At 50.2% G+C, this 20,986-nt stretch carries 15 protein-coding genes and 3 pseudogenes; 6 read left to right on the top strand and 12 right to left on the bottom strand.

Annotated elements, in window-relative coordinates:
- Positions 1–395 precede the first annotated feature (395 nt).
- The gene (locus G0034_RS19335) at positions 396–1,529 is read right to left on the bottom strand and encodes a glutathione-independent formaldehyde dehydrogenase (RefSeq protein ID WP_022651297.1); all 1,134 of its coding nucleotides are present in this window, start codon (positions 1,527–1,529) and stop codon (positions 396–398) included.
- Between the two features lie 431 nt (positions 1,530–1,960).
- Here G0034_RS19335 and G0034_RS19340 point away from each other — a divergent pair, with 431 nt between their 5' ends.
- Both G0034_RS19340 and G0034_RS19345 read left to right on the top strand, forming a co-directional pair.
- Positions 1,961–2,287: a four-helix bundle copper-binding protein gene (locus tag G0034_RS19340; RefSeq protein WP_022649401.1), complete on the top strand. Its 327-nt coding sequence runs from the start codon at positions 1,961–1,963 to the stop codon at positions 2,285–2,287.
- A gap of 447 nt (positions 2,288–2,734) precedes the next feature.
- A pseudogene (locus G0034_RS19345) lies at positions 2,735–3,331 on the top strand (LysR substrate-binding domain-containing protein); the annotation flags it as partial.
- 41 nt (positions 3,332–3,372) lie between these two features.
- Here G0034_RS19345 and G0034_RS19350 read toward each other — a convergent pair.
- The 5 genes from G0034_RS19350 to G0034_RS19370 form a co-directional block, all read right to left on the bottom strand.
- Complete coding sequence (locus G0034_RS19350; protein WP_007897903.1) at positions 3,373–4,032, bottom strand: SDR family oxidoreductase; 660 nt, start codon at positions 4,030–4,032, stop codon at positions 3,373–3,375.
- A 294-nt stretch (positions 4,033–4,326) separates the two neighbouring features.
- A complete protein-coding gene (locus G0034_RS19355) occupies positions 4,327–5,163 on the bottom strand; it encodes a helix-turn-helix transcriptional regulator (RefSeq protein WP_023279881.1) in 837 nt (278 codons plus the stop codon).
- A gap of 75 nt (positions 5,164–5,238) precedes the next feature.
- Complete coding sequence (locus G0034_RS19360) at positions 5,239–6,090, bottom strand: DMT family transporter (RefSeq protein WP_023279882.1); 852 nt, start codon at positions 6,088–6,090, stop codon at positions 5,239–5,241.
- A 106-nt stretch (positions 6,091–6,196) separates the two neighbouring features.
- Positions 6,197–7,072, bottom strand: a complete 876-nt coding sequence (locus G0034_RS19365; protein ID WP_017384065.1) for an MBL fold metallo-hydrolase — start codon at positions 7,070–7,072, stop codon at positions 6,197–6,199.
- Positions 7,073–7,154: 82 nt separating this feature from the next.
- A complete protein-coding gene (locus tag G0034_RS19370) occupies positions 7,155–8,087 on the bottom strand; it encodes a LysR family transcriptional regulator (protein WP_158002126.1) in 933 nt (310 codons plus the stop codon).
- Between the two features lie 260 nt (positions 8,088–8,347).
- Between G0034_RS19370 and G0034_RS19375 the strand changes: the two genes are divergently transcribed.
- Positions 8,348–9,472: an alkene reductase gene (locus G0034_RS19375; RefSeq protein WP_023279877.1), complete on the top strand. Its 1,125-nt coding sequence runs from the start codon at positions 8,348–8,350 to the stop codon at positions 9,470–9,472.
- 95 nt (positions 9,473–9,567) lie between these two features.
- Entirely contained in the window at positions 9,568–9,876 is a 309-nt protein-coding gene (locus tag G0034_RS19380) for an ArsR/SmtB family transcription factor (RefSeq protein ID WP_032415288.1), read from the top strand.
- A gap of 546 nt (positions 9,877–10,422) precedes the next feature.
- Here the strand turns inward: G0034_RS19380 and G0034_RS19385 are convergent.
- The 5 genes and pseudogenes from G0034_RS19385 to G0034_RS19405 all read right to left on the bottom strand — a co-directional run.
- A pseudogene (locus G0034_RS19385) lies at positions 10,423–11,111 on the bottom strand (IS3 family transposase); the annotation flags it as partial.
- 90 nt (positions 11,112–11,201) lie between these two features.
- A complete protein-coding gene (locus G0034_RS19390) occupies positions 11,202–11,630 on the bottom strand; it encodes a hypothetical protein (protein ID WP_017384060.1) in 429 nt (142 codons plus the stop codon).
- A 3-nt stretch (positions 11,631–11,633) separates the two neighbouring features.
- A complete protein-coding gene (locus G0034_RS19395) occupies positions 11,634–13,751 on the bottom strand; it encodes a hypothetical protein (RefSeq protein ID WP_017384059.1) in 2,118 nt (705 codons plus the stop codon).
- Complete coding sequence (locus G0034_RS19400) at positions 13,739–15,505, bottom strand: hypothetical protein (RefSeq protein WP_007897920.1); 1,767 nt, start codon at positions 15,503–15,505, stop codon at positions 13,739–13,741. Before G0034_RS19400 ends, G0034_RS19395 begins: the two co-directional genes overlap by 13 nt.
- Positions 15,492–16,739 carry a tyrosine-type recombinase/integrase gene (locus tag G0034_RS19405; RefSeq protein WP_007897923.1) on the bottom strand — a complete coding sequence of 416 codons (1,248 nt, stop codon included), beginning with the start codon at positions 16,737–16,739 and terminating at the stop codon, positions 15,492–15,494. The genes G0034_RS19400 and G0034_RS19405 overlap by 14 nt, the downstream gene beginning before the upstream one ends.
- Positions 16,740–17,352: 613 nt before the next feature.
- On the opposite strand from G0034_RS19405, the gene G0034_RS19410 reads away from it, so the two are divergent.
- Entirely contained in the window at positions 17,353–17,988 is a 636-nt protein-coding gene (locus G0034_RS19410; RefSeq protein ID WP_023279901.1) for a hypothetical protein, read from the top strand.
- A 135-nt stretch (positions 17,989–18,123) separates the two neighbouring features.
- On the opposite strand, the pseudogene G0034_RS19415 reads toward G0034_RS19410, so the two are convergent.
- Positions 18,124–19,299 (bottom strand): annotated as a pseudogene (locus G0034_RS19415) (YgiQ family radical SAM protein); the annotation flags it as partial.
- Positions 19,300–19,499: 200 nt separating this feature from the next.
- On the opposite strand from G0034_RS19415, the gene G0034_RS19420 reads away from it, so the two are divergent.
- Positions 19,500–20,975: a TrkH family potassium uptake protein gene (locus tag G0034_RS19420; protein WP_014885240.1), complete on the top strand. Its 1,476-nt coding sequence runs from the start codon at positions 19,500–19,502 to the stop codon at positions 20,973–20,975.
- Positions 20,976–20,986: the final 11 nt, after the last annotated feature.

Raw genomic sequence — 20,986 nt, forward strand, 5'->3', positions numbered from 1 at the left:
ATGGAAGCAAAATTAATGCTGTGGGCTACCATACCTTCTTTAACAGGTGATTTGTGAACTGCAACTTCTCGGAACGGGAGTTTGCGCAAGGACCGGAAGTCCGCTTTTCGCTCATAGCGGACCGTTCCTGCGCACATGTCTGCTATGTGGTAGAGGCAGACAATACTTACAGCACAGGGCGTTAATAAATACGGAACAGATCAACCGCAGATGCCTCCTCCTGAATGTATTAATTTTGCTATCTCGTCGGCAAAATCAGGGAACAAGTCTGGATATGGAAGCGCCTGGCAGCTGAAAGTATGAATAATAACGCCCTGACAGGATATTTTATTGCACCCTGTCAAAAGTCATACATTCTTTCCCGGTTTTTGCTTTCTCATACCGGATAACTCTATTTAAGGCTTAAGGATAACCTTCGTCCATCCTTCATCCCGCTCATCGAAGTGCTTATATCCGGCAGGAGCCTCTTCAAGCGAAAGACGATGAGAAATTATTTTGCCCGGACTGGCTTTATCGTGATGGATGAGGCGAGACAGCTGACGGTTATAGGCCTTAACGTTCGCCTGGCCGGTACGGATTGCCTGTCCTTTAAACCAGAAACTCCCAAAATCAAATGGCATCTTACCCTCTCTGGCAAGCTCCGATTCAGCCCCCGGATCCTGAGGAATAAAGACGCCAACCACACCAATTCCCCCGGTTGCTTTCGTCGACGCAACAAGACTGTTCATGGTAACAGAGTTATCTTCATGGCCATGTTTGTTACAGCACTGATAGCCAACACATTCGCAGCCACAATCCGTACCGCGTCCATCCGTCAGGTCGAGAATTTTTTGTACAGCTTCATCGCCAGTAGCATTGATGCCCGTCGCCCCCATTTTTTCAGCCAGAGCCAACCGGTCTGTGTGCGTATCAACCACAAACACCTGTGAAGCACCTTTAATGATCGCCGAATGAGCTGCCATCAAACCGACCGGCCCCGCGCCATAAATGGCCACGCTTTCACCAGGCTTCAATCCGGCAAGTTCTGTTGCATGCCAGCCGGTAGGAAAAATGTCAGAGAGCATCACATAATCATCTTCTTTTTCTGCCGCATCAGGGGGAAGAACAAGGCAGTTAAAGTCGGCAAATGGCACCCGAAGCAGTTCCGCCTGACCTCCCTCCCAGGGACCCATTTCAGCAAAACCATAAGCTGCGCCTGCCGTACCCGGATTGGTAGTGAGACAAAAGCCGGTCAGACCTTTTTCACAGTTTTCGCAAAAACCACATCCCACGTTAAACGGCAGACAAACATAGTCGCCCACCTTAATACGTTCAACGCCTGAGCCAATTTCGACCACTTCACCCAGGTTTTCGTGACCCAGAATCCGTCCCTGTTCAAAGCTGGTCCGGCCCTCATACATGTGCAAGTCCGACCCACAAATGTTGGTGGTGGTGATGCGGACGAGTACATCCGTGGGGCGGACAATTTTCGCATCCGGTACGTCTTTTACTTTTACATCATAAGGACCGTTGTAAATTACTGCTTTCATGATCTTCTCCTTCTTGCGTGCGGAAAGGAAATGCTGCCCCGCGGATTGGGGTATCAATCGAGTTTAGCTGCCATAACAGATCTCGCGATCGGCGAAAGGACGATTAGGATGTTTCTTAACTAAGTGCATTGAAGTCTGTAAGACAGGTACTTACCGATGAAGGCTGCCTGGAAAACGTAAAAACATCACACGTTAATCCGGTTTTTTTAAGCAGGCAAGGGATTACGGACAGCTTTGAGCGAGAAGCGGATAAAGTAAATCTATCTCATTTCTGCATTGTGCCAGAAGTAGACATAGGTGAATTAGGTAACCCTAGAGATGCACTTTGAATCAATGATATGAAATGCTGAAAAGGTAATTAACTAATTCAAAATTTGAATAATCAGTTATCTCTTCCATGCTTAATACGTAACCTTAGCTAAGGAGAAATTATGTTAGACGAATACAAAAAATGCATCGAAGCCTGTTATCTATGTGCAACGGCATGTGATAACTGTGCGGCTTCGTGTCTCGACGAAGAGAATCTGGAGATGATGCGCGAGTGCATAAAACTGGATATGCAGTGTGCAAATATCTGCCGTCTTGCAGCTCAATTCATGACACTAAATAGCGGGTCTGCCCAGGATCTTTGCCGTCTTTGCGCTGATGTTTGTCAGAAGTGCGGTGACGAGTGTGGAAAGCATGAACATGACCATTGTCAGGATTGCTCAAGCGCTTGTCATCACTGCGCCGAACAATGCAGAAAGATGGCCGCCTGAGAAAAACTCAAATTACCAAACCCGCTTCGGCGGGGTTTTATATTCCCGGTAATAAGTCGTAGAAGGATGAGATAGATGAGTTTAAGAGTACGGGCGGGAAATAGATCTACTCGAAAGTACTAGCCTCAATGACAAATTCTGGCACAGATTATTTGATTGGCTCAATGTCCGTTTTCGCTGACAGCGGACTGCACCCCGCCGGGGTGACCGCTTCGTGCCAGAATTGGACGTTTCCAAAATCTGCATGCACTAATCGGTGGAGAGCAGATCTCACTGCATAGCCATGCAGACGCGCAGAAATCATCAGGGGCGTTTGAAAGGTGCCGGAAACAGGCGGGAGGCCGCAGAAACGTGCTGAGGGCGCCTGCGGCGGTGCGCCCAAGGGTTGTTATGTTTAATATGGCAGAACTTTCCTGTCGCTATCATTTTGACGCCCGCTATTCGCTCATAGATATGCCTGTCGCGTTTGCGGCTTTACTTGTTATACCCAACCTGCCTGATTTTTATCGCCAGCATCCCGGAATTGAAATTATCCTGAGCAGCTCAGACCGCCGACGGAATATGCTGCATGATGGCCTGGACTGCATACTGAGGGTGGGGGAGCTGGACGATGGCGACTATATCGCAAAGGAGGTGGGAACCGTTAAAATGACGACCTGCGCCAGTCCTGCGTATCTTGATCAACACGGCACCCCGGAAACAATGGACGAGTTGCAGCAGCATCAGGCCGTCAACTGGATTAACAGCAGCAACAGACAAGTTATGCCCTGGACATTCGGGACGTCAGAGGGCTCCACCGAAATTGAACTTCCAGGCAGGCTTGTCGTGGATAACTCAGAAGCCTACATTGCAGCAGGCCTGGCGGGGCTGGGAATACTACAGGGCATGAATATTTTTTTGCAGCCTTATCTCGATCGCGGGCTGTTGGTAGAGGTTCTGCCAGATAATACGTCCCCGAATCGCAAACTGTAACTTCTGTATCCGCACCGCCATCTCTCCCGAAAAGTACGGGCGTTTACCGACTGGCTGGAAAGTTTATTGTAAACGCCTGGGGGCCTGCAGCCTGCTGGTACGTGCGCTGCCTTTTATCGGCCCGCCAGCTTCTGTATGGCTTCACGGACAGGAGCATCGCCAGACGTCAGCTCAATGATGACGCGGCTGACGGCAGGTTGCTCAATGAGTTCAGCCAGCGTAGCCGCCACGTCATCACGGGGCACGTTACCATACGGGATGGCCAGGCCGGCACGTACATAACCCGTACCAGTCTTATCCTGCAGCGCGCCGGGGCGCAGGATCACCCAGTCAAGCTCGCTTTGTGCTAGTTCCACATCGGCCATTTTTTTAACACGCATATAATTTTCGAATGATTCAGAAGTGGTTTCTCCCCGTGCGGACTCCGGGAATGCAGAAACGAGCAGAAAGCGAGACACACCGGCACTGAGGGCGGCAGCTACCGACTTTTTCAGCCCTTCGCCGTCGACCGCATTGGTCATCTCCTGTCCCCCCTTACCGCCGGCACCGGCAGTAAACACCACTGTATCACTACCTGCAAAGTGCATCGCCAGCGCAGCTGCATCCAGCTCTGTCAGGCTCCCACTGACGGGCTCAGCACCCAGCTCGCCTAGCAATGCCTGCTGCTCTGGCTTACGGTAGAGGGCACGAACAGCATGCCCCCTACCTGAAAGGATCCTGCACAGACGCTGGCCGATTTTGCCTGCACCACCGATAATGAAAACATGAACCACAGTTGTCTCCTTCTGGGGTTATGATGTGTCCGAAATTATAACCTGACATCAGGTCAGTTCCTTTGAGCCTGACCGATTGCACTGCATGCTGCTGCCAGCACCAGACAGCTGGTCAGATACTCAGTTGTTCTTATAGCTGAGAACAACAGCCGTACCGATTTAGCTCTCCCGTCACGATGAGAACTCCTGAACCGGTTACACGCAATGCCGGCCAATATCTTCCGTTATATTCGAAAGATCCACGCAAGTTACTGAAGTGCGAGGGACGCAATGTGTACCTTGAACGAACTGAAGTCAGCGGAACCCTGAAGGTTCGATTCCATAGCGTTCAGAAAACTGCTTGCTGAAGCTCGATAGTGAATTGTAACCCACCCGCCCCGCGACCGTTTTTACCGGCAGCGTCGATGTCATCAGCAGGCGGAGAGCCTCCGCGATACGTGCATCGGCGATAACTGAGCGTAAGCTGGTTGACTCACTGGCCAGGTGGCGCCGAAGCGTGGGGCCACTGAGTCCCGTCAGATCTTCAATTTCAGCAGCACTCCAGGGATGAGCCGGTTTGTCCGCTACCATCTGACGGATTTTCATGGCCAGACTTGGCTGCCGGGCTCGCAGCAAAGCATGGTATCCCATGCCATAAAGCCAGAGCACCACTTCAACCATGGCGTGCAGGGAAAGCGGACGCTTCCCTTCCCGCATTGCGGCTGTCCAGCGGTTAAGGGGTGAAAGAAGAGCTGATACGGAAATGGCTGCGATGCTGCCGGTGTCCTGTGGTGGTGGTGCGGCAAGTAACAGCCTGGCTGCTTCAAGCTGTTCCTCCGCGAGCACCACGCTCAGGGCAACAAACTCACCACTTTGTTCTGAAGGGGCATATTCTATATCGATGCTACGGGCATTCGGGACGACCATAATCTCGCCCGGGATCACCCGGTGCCATTTCTCATTTTCACGATACCGGAATTCTCCTTCCAGCGGGAAGGAAAGGGTCGCACCTTCCACCTCGAACTTCTTTACCTGATGCGTCTGTTCTGCGCGAAGGCAATCGCAGGGAAGTGGAAAACGGGAGCGTGCCAGGGTAAGAAGCTCAGCGAGGAGATCATCAACGGGAGAATCGGAAAAGCTGACTGTTTGCATATTCATCCGGAATTTGACTTTGACCGCTATTATACGTCGCCATATACAAAAGCATACAGCGACGCGTGCGGTTGTCTATTCCCGGATGACAAAAATCAGGCCGATTATAGTTATTGCCATACCCACAAGCATGGGCAATGTAATGGCCTCTCCAAACAGCAACCACGCTTCAGCTGCCGTGAGAATGGGAACCAGGTAAAAGTAAGTAGCGACTTTGGTTGCTTCACCGCTTCGTATCATAAAAATCAGCAACATAATCGCCAGAACCGATACGCCAATAACCAGCCAGCCCAGACCCAGCGCAAATGATAAGCTCCACTGCGTCGGAGCAGATTCGAACATCAGGCTAATTGCACCCATCGATATTGTCAAAGTGACGTACTGTAAAAACGTGTTCGCAAAGATATGTCCATCTCCCTGAGCACGGCGCTGATAAAGCGCTCCGATCGTTACGCCAAATAACCCCAGCATGACCGACCCAAAAGCCACAGGATCCAGTGCAAAACTATGCTGGCCTGGCGAGAGCACCAGGAAAACGCCCGCAAAGCCAATCGCAATACCCAGCCATTTCCGGGGATGCAGGGACTGACGGTGCATGAGTGAAACCAGTATTGCAGTCAGTACCGGCTGCAGGCCGGTGATGAGCGCCACAATGCCTGACGGCATGCCACGATGGATGGCATAAAAGCATCCGCCCAGAAAGAAGCTCTGCAGGAAAAGTCCGACAATCAGGTTGCGAACCATTCCTCTGCCGGACGGAAAACGGGCCCTGAACCCCAGTGTAAGCAGCAGAAGGACCAGACAGGAAAATGCGCCACGCAGGAATAAAAGATGAAACGGCGCGCTGTACTGCACGGTAAATTTGGCTGCGACAAACCCTGACTCCAGAGGAATACAAAAAGCCAGGGCGCAAGAGTAATGAGCCATTTTTTTGTGAGGCAGTGATATTCATAGTATTGCAGGTGGGTTCTTGTCGGGCGATATGAAAGGGGATCTTCCCGGTCACTATTGTGTGCACCGGGAAGGAAGGTGATCAGACTGCGGGTGACCACAGGTCGTAATTCAGTGCGAAGCTGTTACCTTCACGGATAACCTTACCGGTAGTAGGCAGGTTGAAGTGCATACCACTGACAGCCAGGTTATCGCTCGCTGCGCGGTCAAGCACTTTGCTACGGATGGCCGCCGCCGCCGCAGGATCGCTGTCGAACGCGATAGTAACGTCAGGCTGAGCAACCTGAATGTGCGGGAAGTGAACAATATCACCCCAGATGAGCAGCGACTCTTTTTCATCACCCAGCAGATAACCGGTATGTCCTGGTGTATGGCCGAACAGCGGTACAGTCTGAATACCTGGTAAAATCGCTTCCTCGCGGAATGGCACCAGTTTGTCGTCATAAGCGCTGAAGGCGTTCCTTGCTACTTCAAAGAACGGCTTGAATGCGTCAGGCGCGCCAGCGGAAATGGTTTCATCACGCCAGAAAGCGAGTTCTTTCTCATGCACAAACAACTGCTGAACATTGCGGAAAACGGGAGTCTGCAGGGGGCCTGCAAGCCCGCCGATATGGTCAGGATGCGCGTGAGTCAGGAGAAGGGTATCAATCTGAAGCGGGTCAATGCCTGCCGCGGCCAGGGCTACCTGAAGCCGACCGCCCCAGCCATTGATACCTCCGGCACCACTGTCAATCAGGATGGTTCGCTCAGGCGTCTGGATAACGTAGACGTTGATATTAATACGGGGTACTGCTGGCACACCGCGCTTCTGCAGTAAATCCTCGGCACGTGAGCCGTCAATACCAGACAGCAGCTCAAAAGATACGTCCAGATAGCCATCACTCAGCATGGTCACAGTCATGTCACCTACTTTTTTGCGATTGATAGCCGGGGCCTGCCAGTTCAGTTGTGAAGTCATATTGGTCTCCGTTACGATTAGAGGTCATCAGGTTTTACTTTAGCAATAGTAACGAAATTTCTGGTTCGAACTGCTCATCCTGCTACGTAAACCGCTCATTCTTAAAATCCGGAGCACAGCAGGTTATATTGCTTTTGCCTTTCTCATGTAAGGTGTCGGTATTATCTTTACCGGAGCCTGTAATGGACATTATTGGAATTATCATGTCGGCGGGAAAAGCCTCTGACCAGTCCTCAAGCACCCGACAATAGTGTCCCGCCTCAATCCCCGCCAGGGCAGAAGACTCCGGCAGGTAGGCCAGGCCGTAGCCATCTTTTACTGCCTGAAGCATTGGATAAATGCTTGAAAAAGTAAGCTGCCCGTCCACTTTTTTCACAATCTCCCCCTGCCTGACAAATTCCCAGCCATACAGCGGGCCTGTGGGTGACAGACGTATATTGATGCAGTCATGTTTTTCCAGCTGAGAGGGATGTAGCGGCAGACCTCTTTCTGCAAGATAGGTGGACGATCCAATGACGACAAACCGTATGTCCGGTGCGATTCGGACGGCCACCATATCCTTTAATATGTCATCACCAATTCGGACTCCGGCATCAAAATTGCCCTCAACAATGTCGACAAAACCGTTCTGCTGCGACATTTCCACCTTGATATCCGAATATTTTTTTAGTAACGGTGACAATCGTGGCCAGAGACATTCATGAATCATGTGATCTGATACCGTAAGTCTGACCAGCCCAGCCGGTGTATGGCGCAGTCTCTGAAGAGCTGTCACGCCCGCTTCAATGCGCGCAAGACCGGGTTCAAGCGTCAGTAATAATTGTTTACCGGCTTCGGTGACAGCCACCCGCCTGGTTGTACGCATAAGTAACGGCATGCCAACGCGCTCCTCGAGACGACGTATCGTGTGTGAAAGCGTGGATGCCGAGATCCCGAGGCGGACAGCAGCCCGTGAAAAACTGCACTCCTGTGCTACTGCCATGAATGCAACATAGTCATTAAAATCGTGACGCATACCGTTCCCGTTCAGGATCTCCGATAACATTATCAGAACCATTTAGGTTCATGATGCCGATTCTGTGAGCCATCAGGCAACCCCCCCGTTCCGCTCATCCGATCATAATTTTTATAAATCTAGATATTGGTAAATCTCAATATGTGGAATAAAGTGTCGTGGTTCTGCGGCTACATCGGCCGAACGACGACATGCCAGGTCGTAAATGCTGAGACATGGCGTTTCAGTGATATTGAAAATTCGCTATATCAGGATATGTAATGAAGACGAAAAACCTGTTCTCTCCCACCAGACTAGGTCCCTACACCCTGAAGAATCGTGTTGTACTTCCGCCTTTAACCCGCTCACGGAGCTCACAACCGGGTGATATTCCGAACGAACTGATGGCTGAATATTACGCACAGCGCAGCAGTGCCGGGTTTATGGTGACCGAAGGAACACAAATCGAACCTCGTGGGCAGGGTTATGCGTGGACCCCGGGGATCTACAGCTCACGGCAAGTGGAAGGCTGGAAGAAAGTGACGCGGGCAGTGCATGAAAAAGAAGGCATCATTTTTGCCCAGCTCTGGCATGTCGGAAGAGTATCCCATAACTCCCTGCAGCCATGTAACGCCTCGCCTGTCGCTCCGTCGGCGATACCGGCAGGGGAAAACGTTAAGGTATTCATCGAAACCGGGCCGGGAGAGGGTGCGCTGGCTACCGCTTCCTGCCCCCGCGCACTGGAAAAAGAGGAAATTAGTGAGATTGTCAGGATGTACGCCGGGGCAGCTCAGAACGCCCTTGATGCCGGTTTTGACGGTGTGGAAATTCACTGTGCAAATGGATACCTGGTTAACCAGTTCATGTCATCCCATAGCAACAAAAGAGAGGATGAATATGGTGGCTCATTACATAACCGGCTGCGGTTTCTGCGCGAAGTGACGCAGGCTGTCGCTGATGTGGTCGGTAAAGACCGTGTGGGAGTCCGTTTTGCTCCGCTCTTTCAGACCACGGATGAAGTAAGGGTCTATCTTGGCCTGGTGGAAGATGATCCCCATGAAACCTATACCGAAGCCGTTAAAATTCTTGAAGAAATCGGAATAGCCTATATTTCTCTTGCTGAAGCCGACTGGGATGATGCTCCCGAATTGCCTGAAGCATTCAGAGCTGAAGTCCGTAAGTTATTCAGCGGTGTAATTATGTATGCCGGGCGATATACGCAAGAAAAAGCCGAACGGATTATCGGTGCTGGCTGGGGAGACATTATCGGATTTGGCCGCCCGTTCATAGCTAATCCGGATTTACCGCAGCGCCTTTATCATGAATGGCCACTGAATCCGGTCGATCCAACAACCATGTATGGTGGAACGGCAAAAGGCTACACAGATTATCCCGCCTTTGGCTAACCATTCTTATGAGCATCAGCTTTTCAAAAGCTGATGCTTAACGTAGAGAAGTATCGTAACATTGCAATTCCTCAATGCGACAAGTGACAGAGTTTATGCCTGATATTGATTTGAATGACGTGATTAAGGCGCTGGGAAACCCTGTTAGAAGAAAAATTCTGCATATGCTCAAGGAACCGAAAATACACTTCCATCAGCCTTATGCTGATGCGGACGAGTTCGGTGTGTGTGTCAGTATCATTCAGGAAAAGGTCGGGCTCTCACAGTCTACCGTTTCTCTTTACCTCTCAGCTCTTCAACGGGCACAACTTGTTACTTCTCAGCGCATCGGTCCCTGGACGTACTACAAACGTGACAATGATAAAATAAGGGTTGTTCTTGAGTTGCTGAAAAATACAATCTGATACAGGACTGAGCACATTCAGTGTAACAGTACCGGGGGTTCGTACTTGCGATCCCGGCAGGCATTCCATGAAAGCGCACTAATTCCTCAATATCAGGCTGCAGACCGGTCATAAGAGGCTAATAGTTTTGCAAAATATCCACCAGTTTGGGTCAAATCACTCTGTCGGTTGGTGTGCATACTCGGTGCAAGGACCTGCAGATATTTAAGATGGCGGATAGCTTGTTACAGTGCCGCTGATGACATTCCGACCCTGTTGCCGTCCGGGTAAGATAATACCTCTGACAGCGGTCATAAAAGCCCAACATAATTGTCTTTCGAGCCATATATTAATCGCTCATCGCGCTCTCTTTTTCGAAGAGGTGTCACTTAATCATGATCGGTCAGTACAAAAAGACAGTGCTTTTCCAAATTCCGGACGGTTGTATGCGAAAACGGTGAAGCTCAACAAATGGTGTCATCGCTGTGCAATGCTCTGCGGGCTCATTCTTTCAGTTAACTGTTTGGTTACAGCTTCAATGAAGTATTTCAGTTAATTCACAGCGAGGGTTTGAGGAAACCACGCTGTGATTACCCAACGCTCATCCGGAGCATCCGGATTGAACTGTCGCTGGAGCTTGTTGGGCGACACGATACTGGCCTCGCCTTTACATGCCCTCGGGCTCCGGTATCCGACCTGAGCCTTTATCCCGACACGTTTCATCAGTCGCCAGACTCTGTTCACTCCGCACTGTTGCCCGCTGTCCCGCAGATCCAGATGGATTTTGCGATAACCATAGACGCATCCCGATTCCAGCCAGAACTGTTTAATCTGTCCTGTCAGTCTCAGGTCTGCCTGATGGCGTTGTGAATGCGGCTGCTGAAGCCAGGCGTAAAAACCACTGGGATGTTCATCCAGCACCCGACAGAGCAGGCGAACAGGCCAGCAATAGGTGTTGTCACGAATAAAGGCGTACCTCAGTCGGACAGCTTTGCGAAGTACGCCGCGGCTTTTTTTAATATGTCCCGTTCGTCGGTAACCCGCTTCAGCTCTTTCTGAAGACGGCGGATCTCGGCCTGAGCATCTGACTGTTCTTTATTAGTGGAAGAATCCGGACCGTAGTTCTTTATCCAGGCGTAAAGGCTGTGGGTGGTGATATCGAGACGCGTTGCAACGCTGGCAACAGAATAACCGCGATCAACAACCTGTTTGACTGCTTCAATTTTAAACTCTTCAGGATAACGCTTACCGCTCATGGGCACCTCTCTTTAAGTCATCTTAAATGACTCTGAGGTGTCTGTTAAACCTGTGGCGATTCACCTCGCGTCCTTCCGTTCAGTATAGCCTCAGTCCCTGACACCACCCGAGAACGGAATGACGTCCCCTTTCTCCCTCCCGGTGTTGCGTTCAAGCTCCCTGACATACTGCTGTAAAAGTATAAGGTTATGTAACAGCTCTACATTTTCAGCCATCATCTTTTTGATTTCTTCCCTCAGCTCATTTCTCTGACGGCGATACTTTTCTTTCAGCTTGATCTGCTGCTCAATGCCCTGCTCATCAACCGGCGCGGTGCCCTGGCACGTTTTTTTCAGACTGCGGATAGCCTCCCTGACCTGCCTGTACTCAGGACAGTTATAATTCAGGGTGCCGTTTGCCAGCCCCGCTCGTTTTTCCACAGCATACTGGCTGATACGCTCCCCTGATAACATCAGTTCCCTCAGGGCCTGCTCTGCTCTTGCCTGTGTTTTTTTAACCCCCGACTGTTCGTTCGTCATGCTCTATTCATCCTTTTCAAAAAAACGGACAGCATCTGCATAAAAATCTCTCTCAAGCATCAGAAAATCCCTGTCAGCCTGAGGAGCATTATTTCGCACGGCAATCTCCAGAAGGTTGTCATAATGAGCCATCCTGCGTTTCCACACGGGAACAGAATCAGCTCCGGCCAGCATGTTCTCACATCCCGGATTGCAGGACGCTGACTGAACAACCGCCTTAAACTCGCAGTCATGGCCATTCATGCAATAAAAACCGTTTCCAAGAGATACCAGTTTTTGCCCGCCTCGTTTAGCCATGCTCATCGCTTTTTTCAGTGTAGGAAACGTCATCTGATGTAAGTGCCCACCTCTCTGGGACATCAGTAACTTCCCGCCTTCGCCATAAAGCAGGCCTTCATGCTGATAAGAAACAGCCCTGGAAGCTGAGAGTTCGGTATCAACCCTCTCAATCTCGGCAGCGAATGCCTGAGGGATCGCCCGGCTAAAATGCGAAGCGTTGAGTGCACCGGACATATACCACTCCGTCATGCCTCTGATTAAGTGCTTAAACTGCCGGATAAGATCATTAGTAGAAATCAGATCAAGACGCCTGAGGTGTACAGCAAGTGAACGGCGAAACTGATGGGTTCGCAATGGCCAGAAAGCCCCCTCCCGAATCTCCATCGCAACGCGTTCATCATCACGTATGTTTGGATTTAAAAGCCTGAACTCATCAATATGGTCACGTCGGATGAACAGATGGTGTCTTTTCACAAATTTCTTTGCCCACTCAGTCTGGCGCTGCGTCCCCATAAAAGAGAGTTTTTGCTCCGAGAACCACGACCTGATATTTAAAGACAATGGAACATTGTCCAGCGTCTTCCCGTCCAGGCCTGTCATGATTTGATTAATTCTGCGTAAATGCTGAAAAGGCTTTTCCACATAGCGACAAACAACCCAGTCTTCGTGACTTCCACCTTCCGGGGCGAACTTATGCAACACCGAACGAAGTCCCAGGATATCACCATCATAAATCAGTGAACCGTGCATCACGCCAAGCACTTCGCTGTGTCTCATCCCCGACATGGCCTGTATCACATTCATGACTTTTAACGTCAGCTCAAAATGCCAGGTGTTCAGCTTTATGTGATCAACGCCAATAAAATCAGATCTCCAGCGCTTATTTTTATGTACCGAGAACCAGCCCTGCATCCCGGGGCCAAGTGTCGCGAAAAGCGCCCGAATTTCCCCGGCAACAATATTGTAGTAATACGCGGCCCGGTAATCCGGTATGCTTTTTGCTGTCCCTCTTTTACGGGCTTCCAGCATCGACGTATAGTAAGGCGAATCATAAAAACCGTTTATGATAGCGCACAGCCGGGAAAACCCGTCAAAATCGAAATCACTGATTTCAGCATCCAGTTCAGTAATCAGCCCTTCCCAGACAGACATCATAAGACTGAAAGGCATACAATATGTCTGGTTTGAATCATCCACACTGTTGTAACTGTCGAAGCTAATATCAGGAAAGTAACCGTATTTTCGAAGACGGGTATGACCTGTCAGCGAGATATCCGCCAGGTCCATAAAGTAATTACGTAATGTTCTTTCAGAACGCTTCCTGCCGTGCTCATCCTCCTCCTTCATCTTTACAATGAAAGCATTCCGGACAAGCGGAAAACGAAGCTGAAACAGACTGCGATACCCCATAGACTCAATAATACGGGCTCCCGCCACAATGTTTGCACATTTCCGGATCAGGGACTGCGTCTTCGCGGTCCTGCCGACAATCCAGAGCAGGCTGGCTGAGATGATTTTGGCTTCAAGACGCAGTTCAGGATCCCGTATGCCTGAAAAATTAACGGTTCTTAACGTTTCACCAATATGGGTTCTGACATAGCGATTGGTCCAGACATCATCCCTGAAATAAATATTCAGCGTCTCCTCATTGATAAAACGCATATCATGTTCATCTGAGCTGGCGATAACCAGGCAGTTATTCAGACGTTCAAAGCTTTTGTTTTCTAGTGCCTCACAGATGATATCCTCAGTCGGAAACTCATCCCCTGAACGAAGCGGCGTTCCGGCAGGAAACTCCGCCATTCGACTACGGCTTACCTCTTTTTTCTTCAAATCTGCCATACCGGAGCCACACCTTCTCGCTGAAGTTTAACGCGCGCTTTTTTCAGGGTCGCCTCATCTACCAGCCCAAGCCGTAAATCAATCTTCAGGAGTAACGTTTCATAACGCTCCACAGCATTGACCGAACCGATGTACAACGGTTTTCCATACTCGATAGCATGCCTGAATGACAGCAGGAGCCATACAGACTCCAGCGTTTCCACAACGCAACTTTTTGAACATTCGACACAATGAGAAAAATCCGCACAAGCCTTTGGTGTCCGGCCAAATCGTTTTTGCTTTTTTATAAAGCGCAATTCAATATCTGTAGGCGGCTCCTGCGATCGACATCCCAGGCCATTCAATAAAAGATCCACACCCTCATCGCTTCCACGCAGATCGATCCCCAGCTCATCAGCAACTTTTACCCGCTCGGATAACGCACGTGTCGCAATCCCCTGATTCATAAGCGTATCAAGTGCAGCACTGAAGTTTTCCTTCGCCCCCTGTGGGTTACCTGCAGCATAATTCCGCCTGTAAGTGCCCCAGTTATGCTGTGCTTTTTCCGCCGTAATCAGACCATTCTTTAATGTTCTGTCCGTATACTGCTCAGACGTTTTGCGCAAGCCAGAAACGGTAATTGATGGAAGCGAGGGATTAAGCTGCCGCATCGTGGCCCACGCCCCCTCAGAGTTAGAAAATTTAGTCAGATGACTGGGATTAAGAGAATAAAGCTTACGGAATTTCACCTGCGGCTCACTCAGAAACAGCGCCTGTACCGGAGGGAAGTTATCTGCGGAAACCAGATAGTTAACGATGTCGTCCCTGAGCCTGATAAAAGACAGAAACCAGTAATAGCCCGCACGTTTGGTCACATACTCCGATTTACCTATCGTCAGACGTATATACTTATTCGCTCTCCCCTTATAAACATAATCAGTGCTGATACCCTTTTCATCCAGATGTATATCATCCCGCGTCAGACCCAGAACCTGAGAGGTGTTTCCCCATGTGTGGTAACAGAACAGAAAAAAAGAAGTAAGAAAGTAATTTTCCAGAACGTCCCTGATGATGATCTCTGCCCTGCTGACCCCGTTCTCTCCCGGATACCGGAAATACGCTTCATAAACAGGTGCCAGCAAAGACGGTGAGAAATGCCGCACCCCTTTTTCCGATTTAGCGATATGCTCCCGGATACATCCCGCAAGGAACTCATTCATGGATGACAACTGCCTCAGGATCTCGGAAAGTTCATTCCTGGTATAGCTATCCCTTCCCTGCTGCTGATACGTTCCTTTCGGTAAGAATTCATATTCATACCGCCTCTGAATCTGCCCGCCCGTAAGCAAAAACCGGTTGACCACGGACAAGTAGTGTCTTGCCATCCTGACTGAAATTTTTCGCCGACGAATATCGTTCATGAGATGTTTAATATACATTTCAACGCCTTCAGCCGTGCCATAGTCATACTGATTGACTGACTGCCATATAAAAAACATATTGAGATAACGGAAAATGGTTAACCTTCCGGCGGGACGGTAAGACAGAAGAAATCGTTTCAGAGAGGCAATAAAATCGCGTTTTTCAGGGCGGGCAAGATGCGAATGTTCACTAAACCATCCGGGGAGCAACACATAATCTGAAAAATGAGCCTGAAGATAAACGTCAAGTAAATAATATCGGTTCAGATCCCGCTGAGTGATGTGTCCGCTGACCGTCTCCCATGACAGCACATTTTCGGCCATCCACGTTATCTGCGTTTCACTCCGGCTCATATATGGCTCCATCGCGACCTGCAGCACCGTCAATCAATGCGTCCATGACCCCGGCGACTGCATCAGAAATCTGGTTTTGCTGAAGAAAGACGATGTATTTCATCGTCGTATTTTCGCTTTTATGGCCCATCCAGTATTTTACTGTACCCAGCGCATTTGCGGCCTGATCGGGATAGCAACTCAGTGCCGAGCGTAAAAAATGGGTCGCAAACGTTGCCCGCAAATCATGGGGTTTATGTCTGAACACATTTCCCGGAGCAGACCGGGCCAGGCGATGGCGAAAACTGTACCAGCGGGAGTAAAAGGCTTTTTCAGACATCCGTTTCCCGTTTGCCATTAAAAATAAAGGCTCGTGCCGCCCTTCCCCACCCTGTCGTGCACGCCATTTTTGGATCTTCTTTTCATACTCCTCATCCGCCAGATAATCCAGAACCTGCTCGTACAATCGTCTGGTGATGAAGAGTTCTCGCGTCATCCCAAACTTCGTATGAACTCCGCATCTCGGACCAATATGAAGCCCCCTGATGGTCAACTCAGATACAGGGACACTGGCAAGGTACTCTTCAGTAAAGAGTGACGACGGCAGGGTCAGCATTTCATCCAGCCGTAACCCACAATTTTTCATCAGCACAATCATTAAACTGAACAACCCGGACTCAGATTTCAGTGCCTCATCCAGGATATGAACCTCTGCATCATTCAGTGGGTTGATTGTCCTTTTTGTTGTGCTGGTTATCCTGATGGCAAGATCCGAACTTATCACCTTGCGTCGCCCGTCAACGACTTTTTCGACCAACGTAAAAAATGAGCTGGCAGCCAGCTCACCACACTTGCCCAGAAATACGTAAAACCGTCGGATAACGCTGATGTACACCGCCGCGGTGGATGAGGCGATGCGCCCCTGCCTTACGGCCCCCAGAAGATACTCCCTGAAGCCATATGTAGGGCTTTGGTATTTCAACGTTCCCGGGGTGAAAGGGTCAAGTCCGTTATCCTCCAGCCACCTTATCCAGCGTAAAAATGCCCGGGCTAAAGGCTTTAAATCCCTGGCCTGCAGGATAGCTTTATCCATAAGATAAAAGTGTACATATCGGCTCAGTTTTCGATTCTGGATGCCGCTAATATAAGGTATTTCAGCATACAGAAATCCGGGTTCAAATTTCAGTTTCGGCTCTGTTGCATCCAGTTTGCTGACACGCCCATAACGCGCATGAATGTTAGTGATTATCCTCACAGTCTGTCGCCCTGAAACGCCACCTCATGCCTACACTATAAATCCGGAAGAAGAAAAAACAAACAACCAGGTTGCCGGGAGTGAATATGCAAATCAGGAGGAAAGTAAAAGATGTAACGACACCATCACGATGCAATACATTGACCTCAACACGTTACCCGGACCATACGTGATAAACATCACAAATCCTTTGAGTGAAGAACTTAAGATGTGATTTTCATTTCCCGGCACAAACCGTGCCCTTAAAAAACAGGCAACGGATACATCTTAATGCCAGAAGTAAACCTTAATTGATTGAATACAGCCTGAGTCCATTGCAAAAATAACACACAGGGTAAATTCGCATATACAGAACCCAACGAAAAGCAAAAGAAACCTGTAACACATTTCGTTTACCTGTCACTTTCAATTGTAAAAGCCAGCAGAAAAAGCGCATATAACTATATTTATCCCTGCGGGGACTTTTGTTTGTGCTATATATTTTTTACAGAGAACCGCAACGCGTCCAAACACAAGAATATATTTACCTCTGGAAAATGGTCTGACTCCCTTTCACGTGGTTGTAGTGACCTGTTCTGTGATTCATGTAATGTCTTTTCTGGATGAGGAAAATATGTCATCACTGATATTTTATACAGACGAAGCACAAGCACTGATTGTAACAGATACCCTTGCCGTCACCGATAATGGGGAGCCGTTATCTTTTGTTTCCAAAGCAGGTTACATCCCCCAGCTAAGAACCATCATAGCAGGTACGGGGGCAGGTGGATTTTCTAACACCTGGTTGCTTGAAGCATCAACCAGAATGGTCGTATCAGGTATACAAAATCTCAATTATCATACATCGGCCTGTCTAAGGAGGCTGTGGAAACAATACAAGCATGACCATGCAATTCCCTCTTCTTCAACGGTGACAACCAGTGTTTATCAGTTCGCAATTTGCGAGGAAACAGGAAATATCGTTTCGTTCGCCTATCGCTCAGTCCATGATTTCGAATCAGAGCAATTACAATACGGAACAGGAGTAAAACCTGAGTGCCAAATCCTGGATGGGGATTTGTTGCAGACAATTCCTGTAATGATGAATGAACAAAGGGCTATACAGGCGACATACTCACACCCGGAACGGATCCATATTGGCGGTGAGATGATTGCGCATTATCTGACATCATCTATGTATCAATGCTTTAAGATTGGGGAATTTGAGGATTTCAGAACTCAGGGAGAGTATATATTGAGCAGGATTTAGGCAAAACGCGGTTCAGATAAAGTGCTTTTAACAGGCTTGCTGAACATTAAAAGGATATCTCTCAATTACGATGAATAGCTTGAATTCTAAAAATAGAAAAGTAGAGTTTAACTCTAAATACATAAAAACAAGAGTAAATGAACACCCGCCGAAGCAGCCGCGCATGATGTTGATCGAGAAACGGATCATCTCATACGCCGGGATACGGGCGTTGCCGTACGCCGGATGCGGCACGCGCTTGTACGGCAGCGCAAAGACGCTGTCCATCTCTTCGGTGGAGAGCGGGATCGCTGGCGGGTTGATCCAGATAAAGCGCTCGCCGTGCTTCTGCATTAACGCGCGGGCACAGCCCGGGTTGGTTTCGTGGTGCAAAATACGGGACGCATGGGCGTAGAGAACTTTGTCAGCCTTCACCTTCTCGTAAGACGGCAGCAGCACGTAGGTTTTTTCCCACGGTTTCGGGCGCGGCGGCTGCACGACAATCGCCTTTGCTTCCGCTTTCTTTGGCTCAACCGGTTTATTATCCGCACACGGCAAATCTTCGCCGTACGGGTGTGGGATAGGATCGATTTTGCCCGGCATATCAATGATGCGGGAATCCACCCCGCTCCAGCCCGGCAGCGCCTCTTTCACCATGATGGCCGTATTGCGCACGTCGCGGATGCTGCTCACCGGTTCACCCTGCGAGAGACGATGCGCCACTTCCACCAGCGGACGTTCACCGTTGCCGTAAATCAGCATATCGGCTTTGGAATCCACCAGCACCGAGCGGCGAACGGTATCTGACCAGTAGTCGTAATGCGCGGTGCGGCGCAGACTCGCCTCAATGCCACCCAGGATCACCGGCACGTCTTTCCAGGCTTCTTTACAGCGCTGGGTGTAGACGAGGGTAGCGCGGTCCGGACGTTTGCCCGCCACGTTATCCGGCGTATAGGCATCGTCATGGCGCAGCTTACGGTCGGCGGTATAGCGGTTGATCATCGAATCCATGTTGCCCGCGGTCACGCCGAAGAACAGGTTCGGTTTACCCAGACGCATAAAGTCGTCTTTGCTGTTCCAGTCAGGCTGGGAGATGATCCCCACACGGAAGCCCTGCGCTTCGAGCATACGGCCGCAGATGGCCATGCCGAAACTCGGATGGTCAACATAGGCATCGCCTGTGACCAGAATGATATCGCAGCTGTCCCAGCCAAGTTGGTCCATCTCTTCCCGGGACATCGGCAGGAACGGCGCCGGTCCAAAGCAGGCCGCCCAGTACTGGGGCCAGGAGAAGAGGTCACGATCCGGCTGGATCAGGGAAATGGCGCTCATAATGCTTCCGAAGAAAAAATAGACAAAAGGAGCGGGATTATACGCTGTTCATCCATCCAATTTGAAGAAAAGGATGCAGGAAGCAGACATAAAATCGCGGAAGTCGTTAAAATACAGCGCCCTGTTATTTTTGCATCATAATTACCCCTGACGCCTCCGGTTCTCTGCCGCCGGGAGGCATTCTGGCGTGGAGTTTCCGTGTGAAGTTCAACGATTCGTTACATGTGTCTCAACTGCGGGTTGTGCTCCACCTCTGCGGTTTCCTGGTTCTGCTGTACAGCCTTTCAATGCTGCCGCCGATGGTCATTGCCCTGCTGCACAAAGAGCGAACTTACTTTGCGTTTTTGACCACGTTTCTGACCTTTTTCAGCCTCGGGGGGTTAACCTGGCGGGCGACCCGTCACGCCGGCATACAGCTGCGCACCCGTGACGGTTTCGTGATCATTGTGCTGTTCTGGCTGCTGTTTTCAGTGATCAGCGCCATGCCGCTCTGGATGGATGATGGTCTGCATCTCTCTTTTGCGGATGCGCTCTTCGAAGGGGTGTCCGGGATCACCACCACCGGGGCAACGGTGATCGGGGACGTCAGCGCCCTGCCTAAGTCGTACCTTTATTATCGCGCCCAGCTCAACTTCATTGGCGGGTTAGGCGTCATCGTGCTGGCCGTCGCAGTACTGCCGCTGCTGGGCATCGGGGGCATGAAGCTGTATCAGTCAGAAATGCCCGGGCCGTTCAAAGAGGAGCGCCTGACGCCCCGGCTTGCCGATACTGCGCGTACCCTGTGGCTGACCTATTTCGCGCTGGGCGTGACCTGCACGCTGGCCTACTGGCTGGCGGGGATGCCCGTTTTTGACGCCATCTGTCACGGGCTTTCAACTGTGTCACTGGGCGGGTTTTCTACCCGCAGCGAGAGCATTGGCTTTTATGACAGCCACGCAATTGAACTGGTTGCCGGGGCCTTTTCGCTGCTTTCTGCCTTTAACTTTACCCTCTGGTACGTCGCCATTGTCAGACGCACCCTGAAACCGATCCGCCGCAGCCCGGAGGTCAAATTCTTTCTCAGTGCCGCCGCGGTGATTATCCTCATTACCGCCTGGCAGGTCTGGCATGCGGGAATGTACAACCCCACGGATAGCCTGGTGCACGCTTTCTTCCTTGCCAGCTCGATGATGACCGATAACGGTCTCGCGACGGCCGACTATGCCCAATGGCCTGCCCACACCATCTTTTTACTGTTGAGCGCCAGCTTCTTTGGTGGCTGCGTCGGCTCGACCTGCGGCGGGATCAAAGCGCTGCGTTTTCTCATTATGTTTAAGCAGAGTATTCAGGAGATGAATCAGCTGGCTCATCCGCGCGCGCTGCTGAGTATTAAGGTGGGCAAAAGCGTGGTGAATGAACGCGTTCTGCGTTCGGTATGGAGCTTCTTTTTTCTCTACGTGATGATTACCGGATTTTTTGTCTGGGCGCTTAATCTGATGGGCTATGACCTGTTTACGTCATTCGCCACGGTTGCCGCCTGTATCAACAATATGGGGCTGGGTTTTGGCGAGACAGCATCAACGTTTGGCACCTTAACCGAAGGGGCAAAACTGCTGATGTGCGCGGCGATGATCTTAGGGCGTCTGGAAATCTACCCGGTGCTGATTCTGTTCTCGCGCTTTTTCTGGCGGGCATAACACATTCCCGG

The organism is Enterobacter sp. T2 (assembly GCF_010692925.1).
Taxonomy (GTDB): Bacteria; Pseudomonadota; Gammaproteobacteria; order Enterobacterales; family Enterobacteriaceae; genus Enterobacter; species Enterobacter kobei.

What these genes read in the sequence shown, in the direction of transcription:
- G0034_RS19375 (WP_023279877.1), top strand. Translation starts at nt 8,348, where the DNA reads ATGAAGACGAAAAACCTGTTCTCTCCCACCAGACTAGGTCCCTACACC.
- G0034_RS19390 (WP_017384060.1), bottom strand. Translation starts at nt 11,630, where the DNA reads ATGACGAACGAACAGTCGGGGGTTAAAAAAACACAGGCAAGAGCAGAG.
- G0034_RS19395 (WP_017384059.1), bottom strand. Translation starts at nt 13,751, where the DNA reads ATGGCAGATTTGAAGAAAAAAGAGGTAAGCCGTAGTCGAATGGCGGAG.
- G0034_RS19380 (WP_032415288.1), top strand. Translation starts at nt 9,568, where the DNA reads ATGCCTGATATTGATTTGAATGACGTGATTAAGGCGCTGGGAAACCCT.
- G0034_RS19360 (WP_023279882.1), bottom strand. Translation starts at nt 6,090, where the DNA reads ATGGCTCATTACTCTTGCGCCCTGGCTTTTTGTATTCCTCTGGAGTCA.
- G0034_RS19340 (WP_022649401.1), top strand. Translation starts at nt 1,961, where the DNA reads ATGTTAGACGAATACAAAAAATGCATCGAAGCCTGTTATCTATGTGCA.
- G0034_RS19410 (WP_023279901.1), top strand. Translation starts at nt 17,353, where the DNA reads ATGTCATCACTGATATTTTATACAGACGAAGCACAAGCACTGATTGTA.
- G0034_RS19335 (WP_022651297.1), bottom strand. Translation starts at nt 1,529, where the DNA reads ATGAAAGCAGTAATTTACAACGGTCCTTATGATGTAAAAGTAAAAGAC.
- G0034_RS19370 (WP_158002126.1), bottom strand. Translation starts at nt 8,087, where the DNA reads ATGCGTCACGATTTTAATGACTATGTTGCATTCATGGCAGTAGCACAG.
- G0034_RS19400 (WP_007897920.1), bottom strand. Translation starts at nt 15,505, where the DNA reads ATGAGCCGGAGTGAAACGCAGATAACGTGGATGGCCGAAAATGTGCTG.
- G0034_RS19365 (WP_017384065.1), bottom strand. Translation starts at nt 7,072, where the DNA reads ATGACTTCACAACTGAACTGGCAGGCCCCGGCTATCAATCGCAAAAAA.
- G0034_RS19355 (WP_023279881.1), bottom strand. Translation starts at nt 5,163, where the DNA reads ATGCAAACAGTCAGCTTTTCCGATTCTCCCGTTGATGATCTCCTCGCT.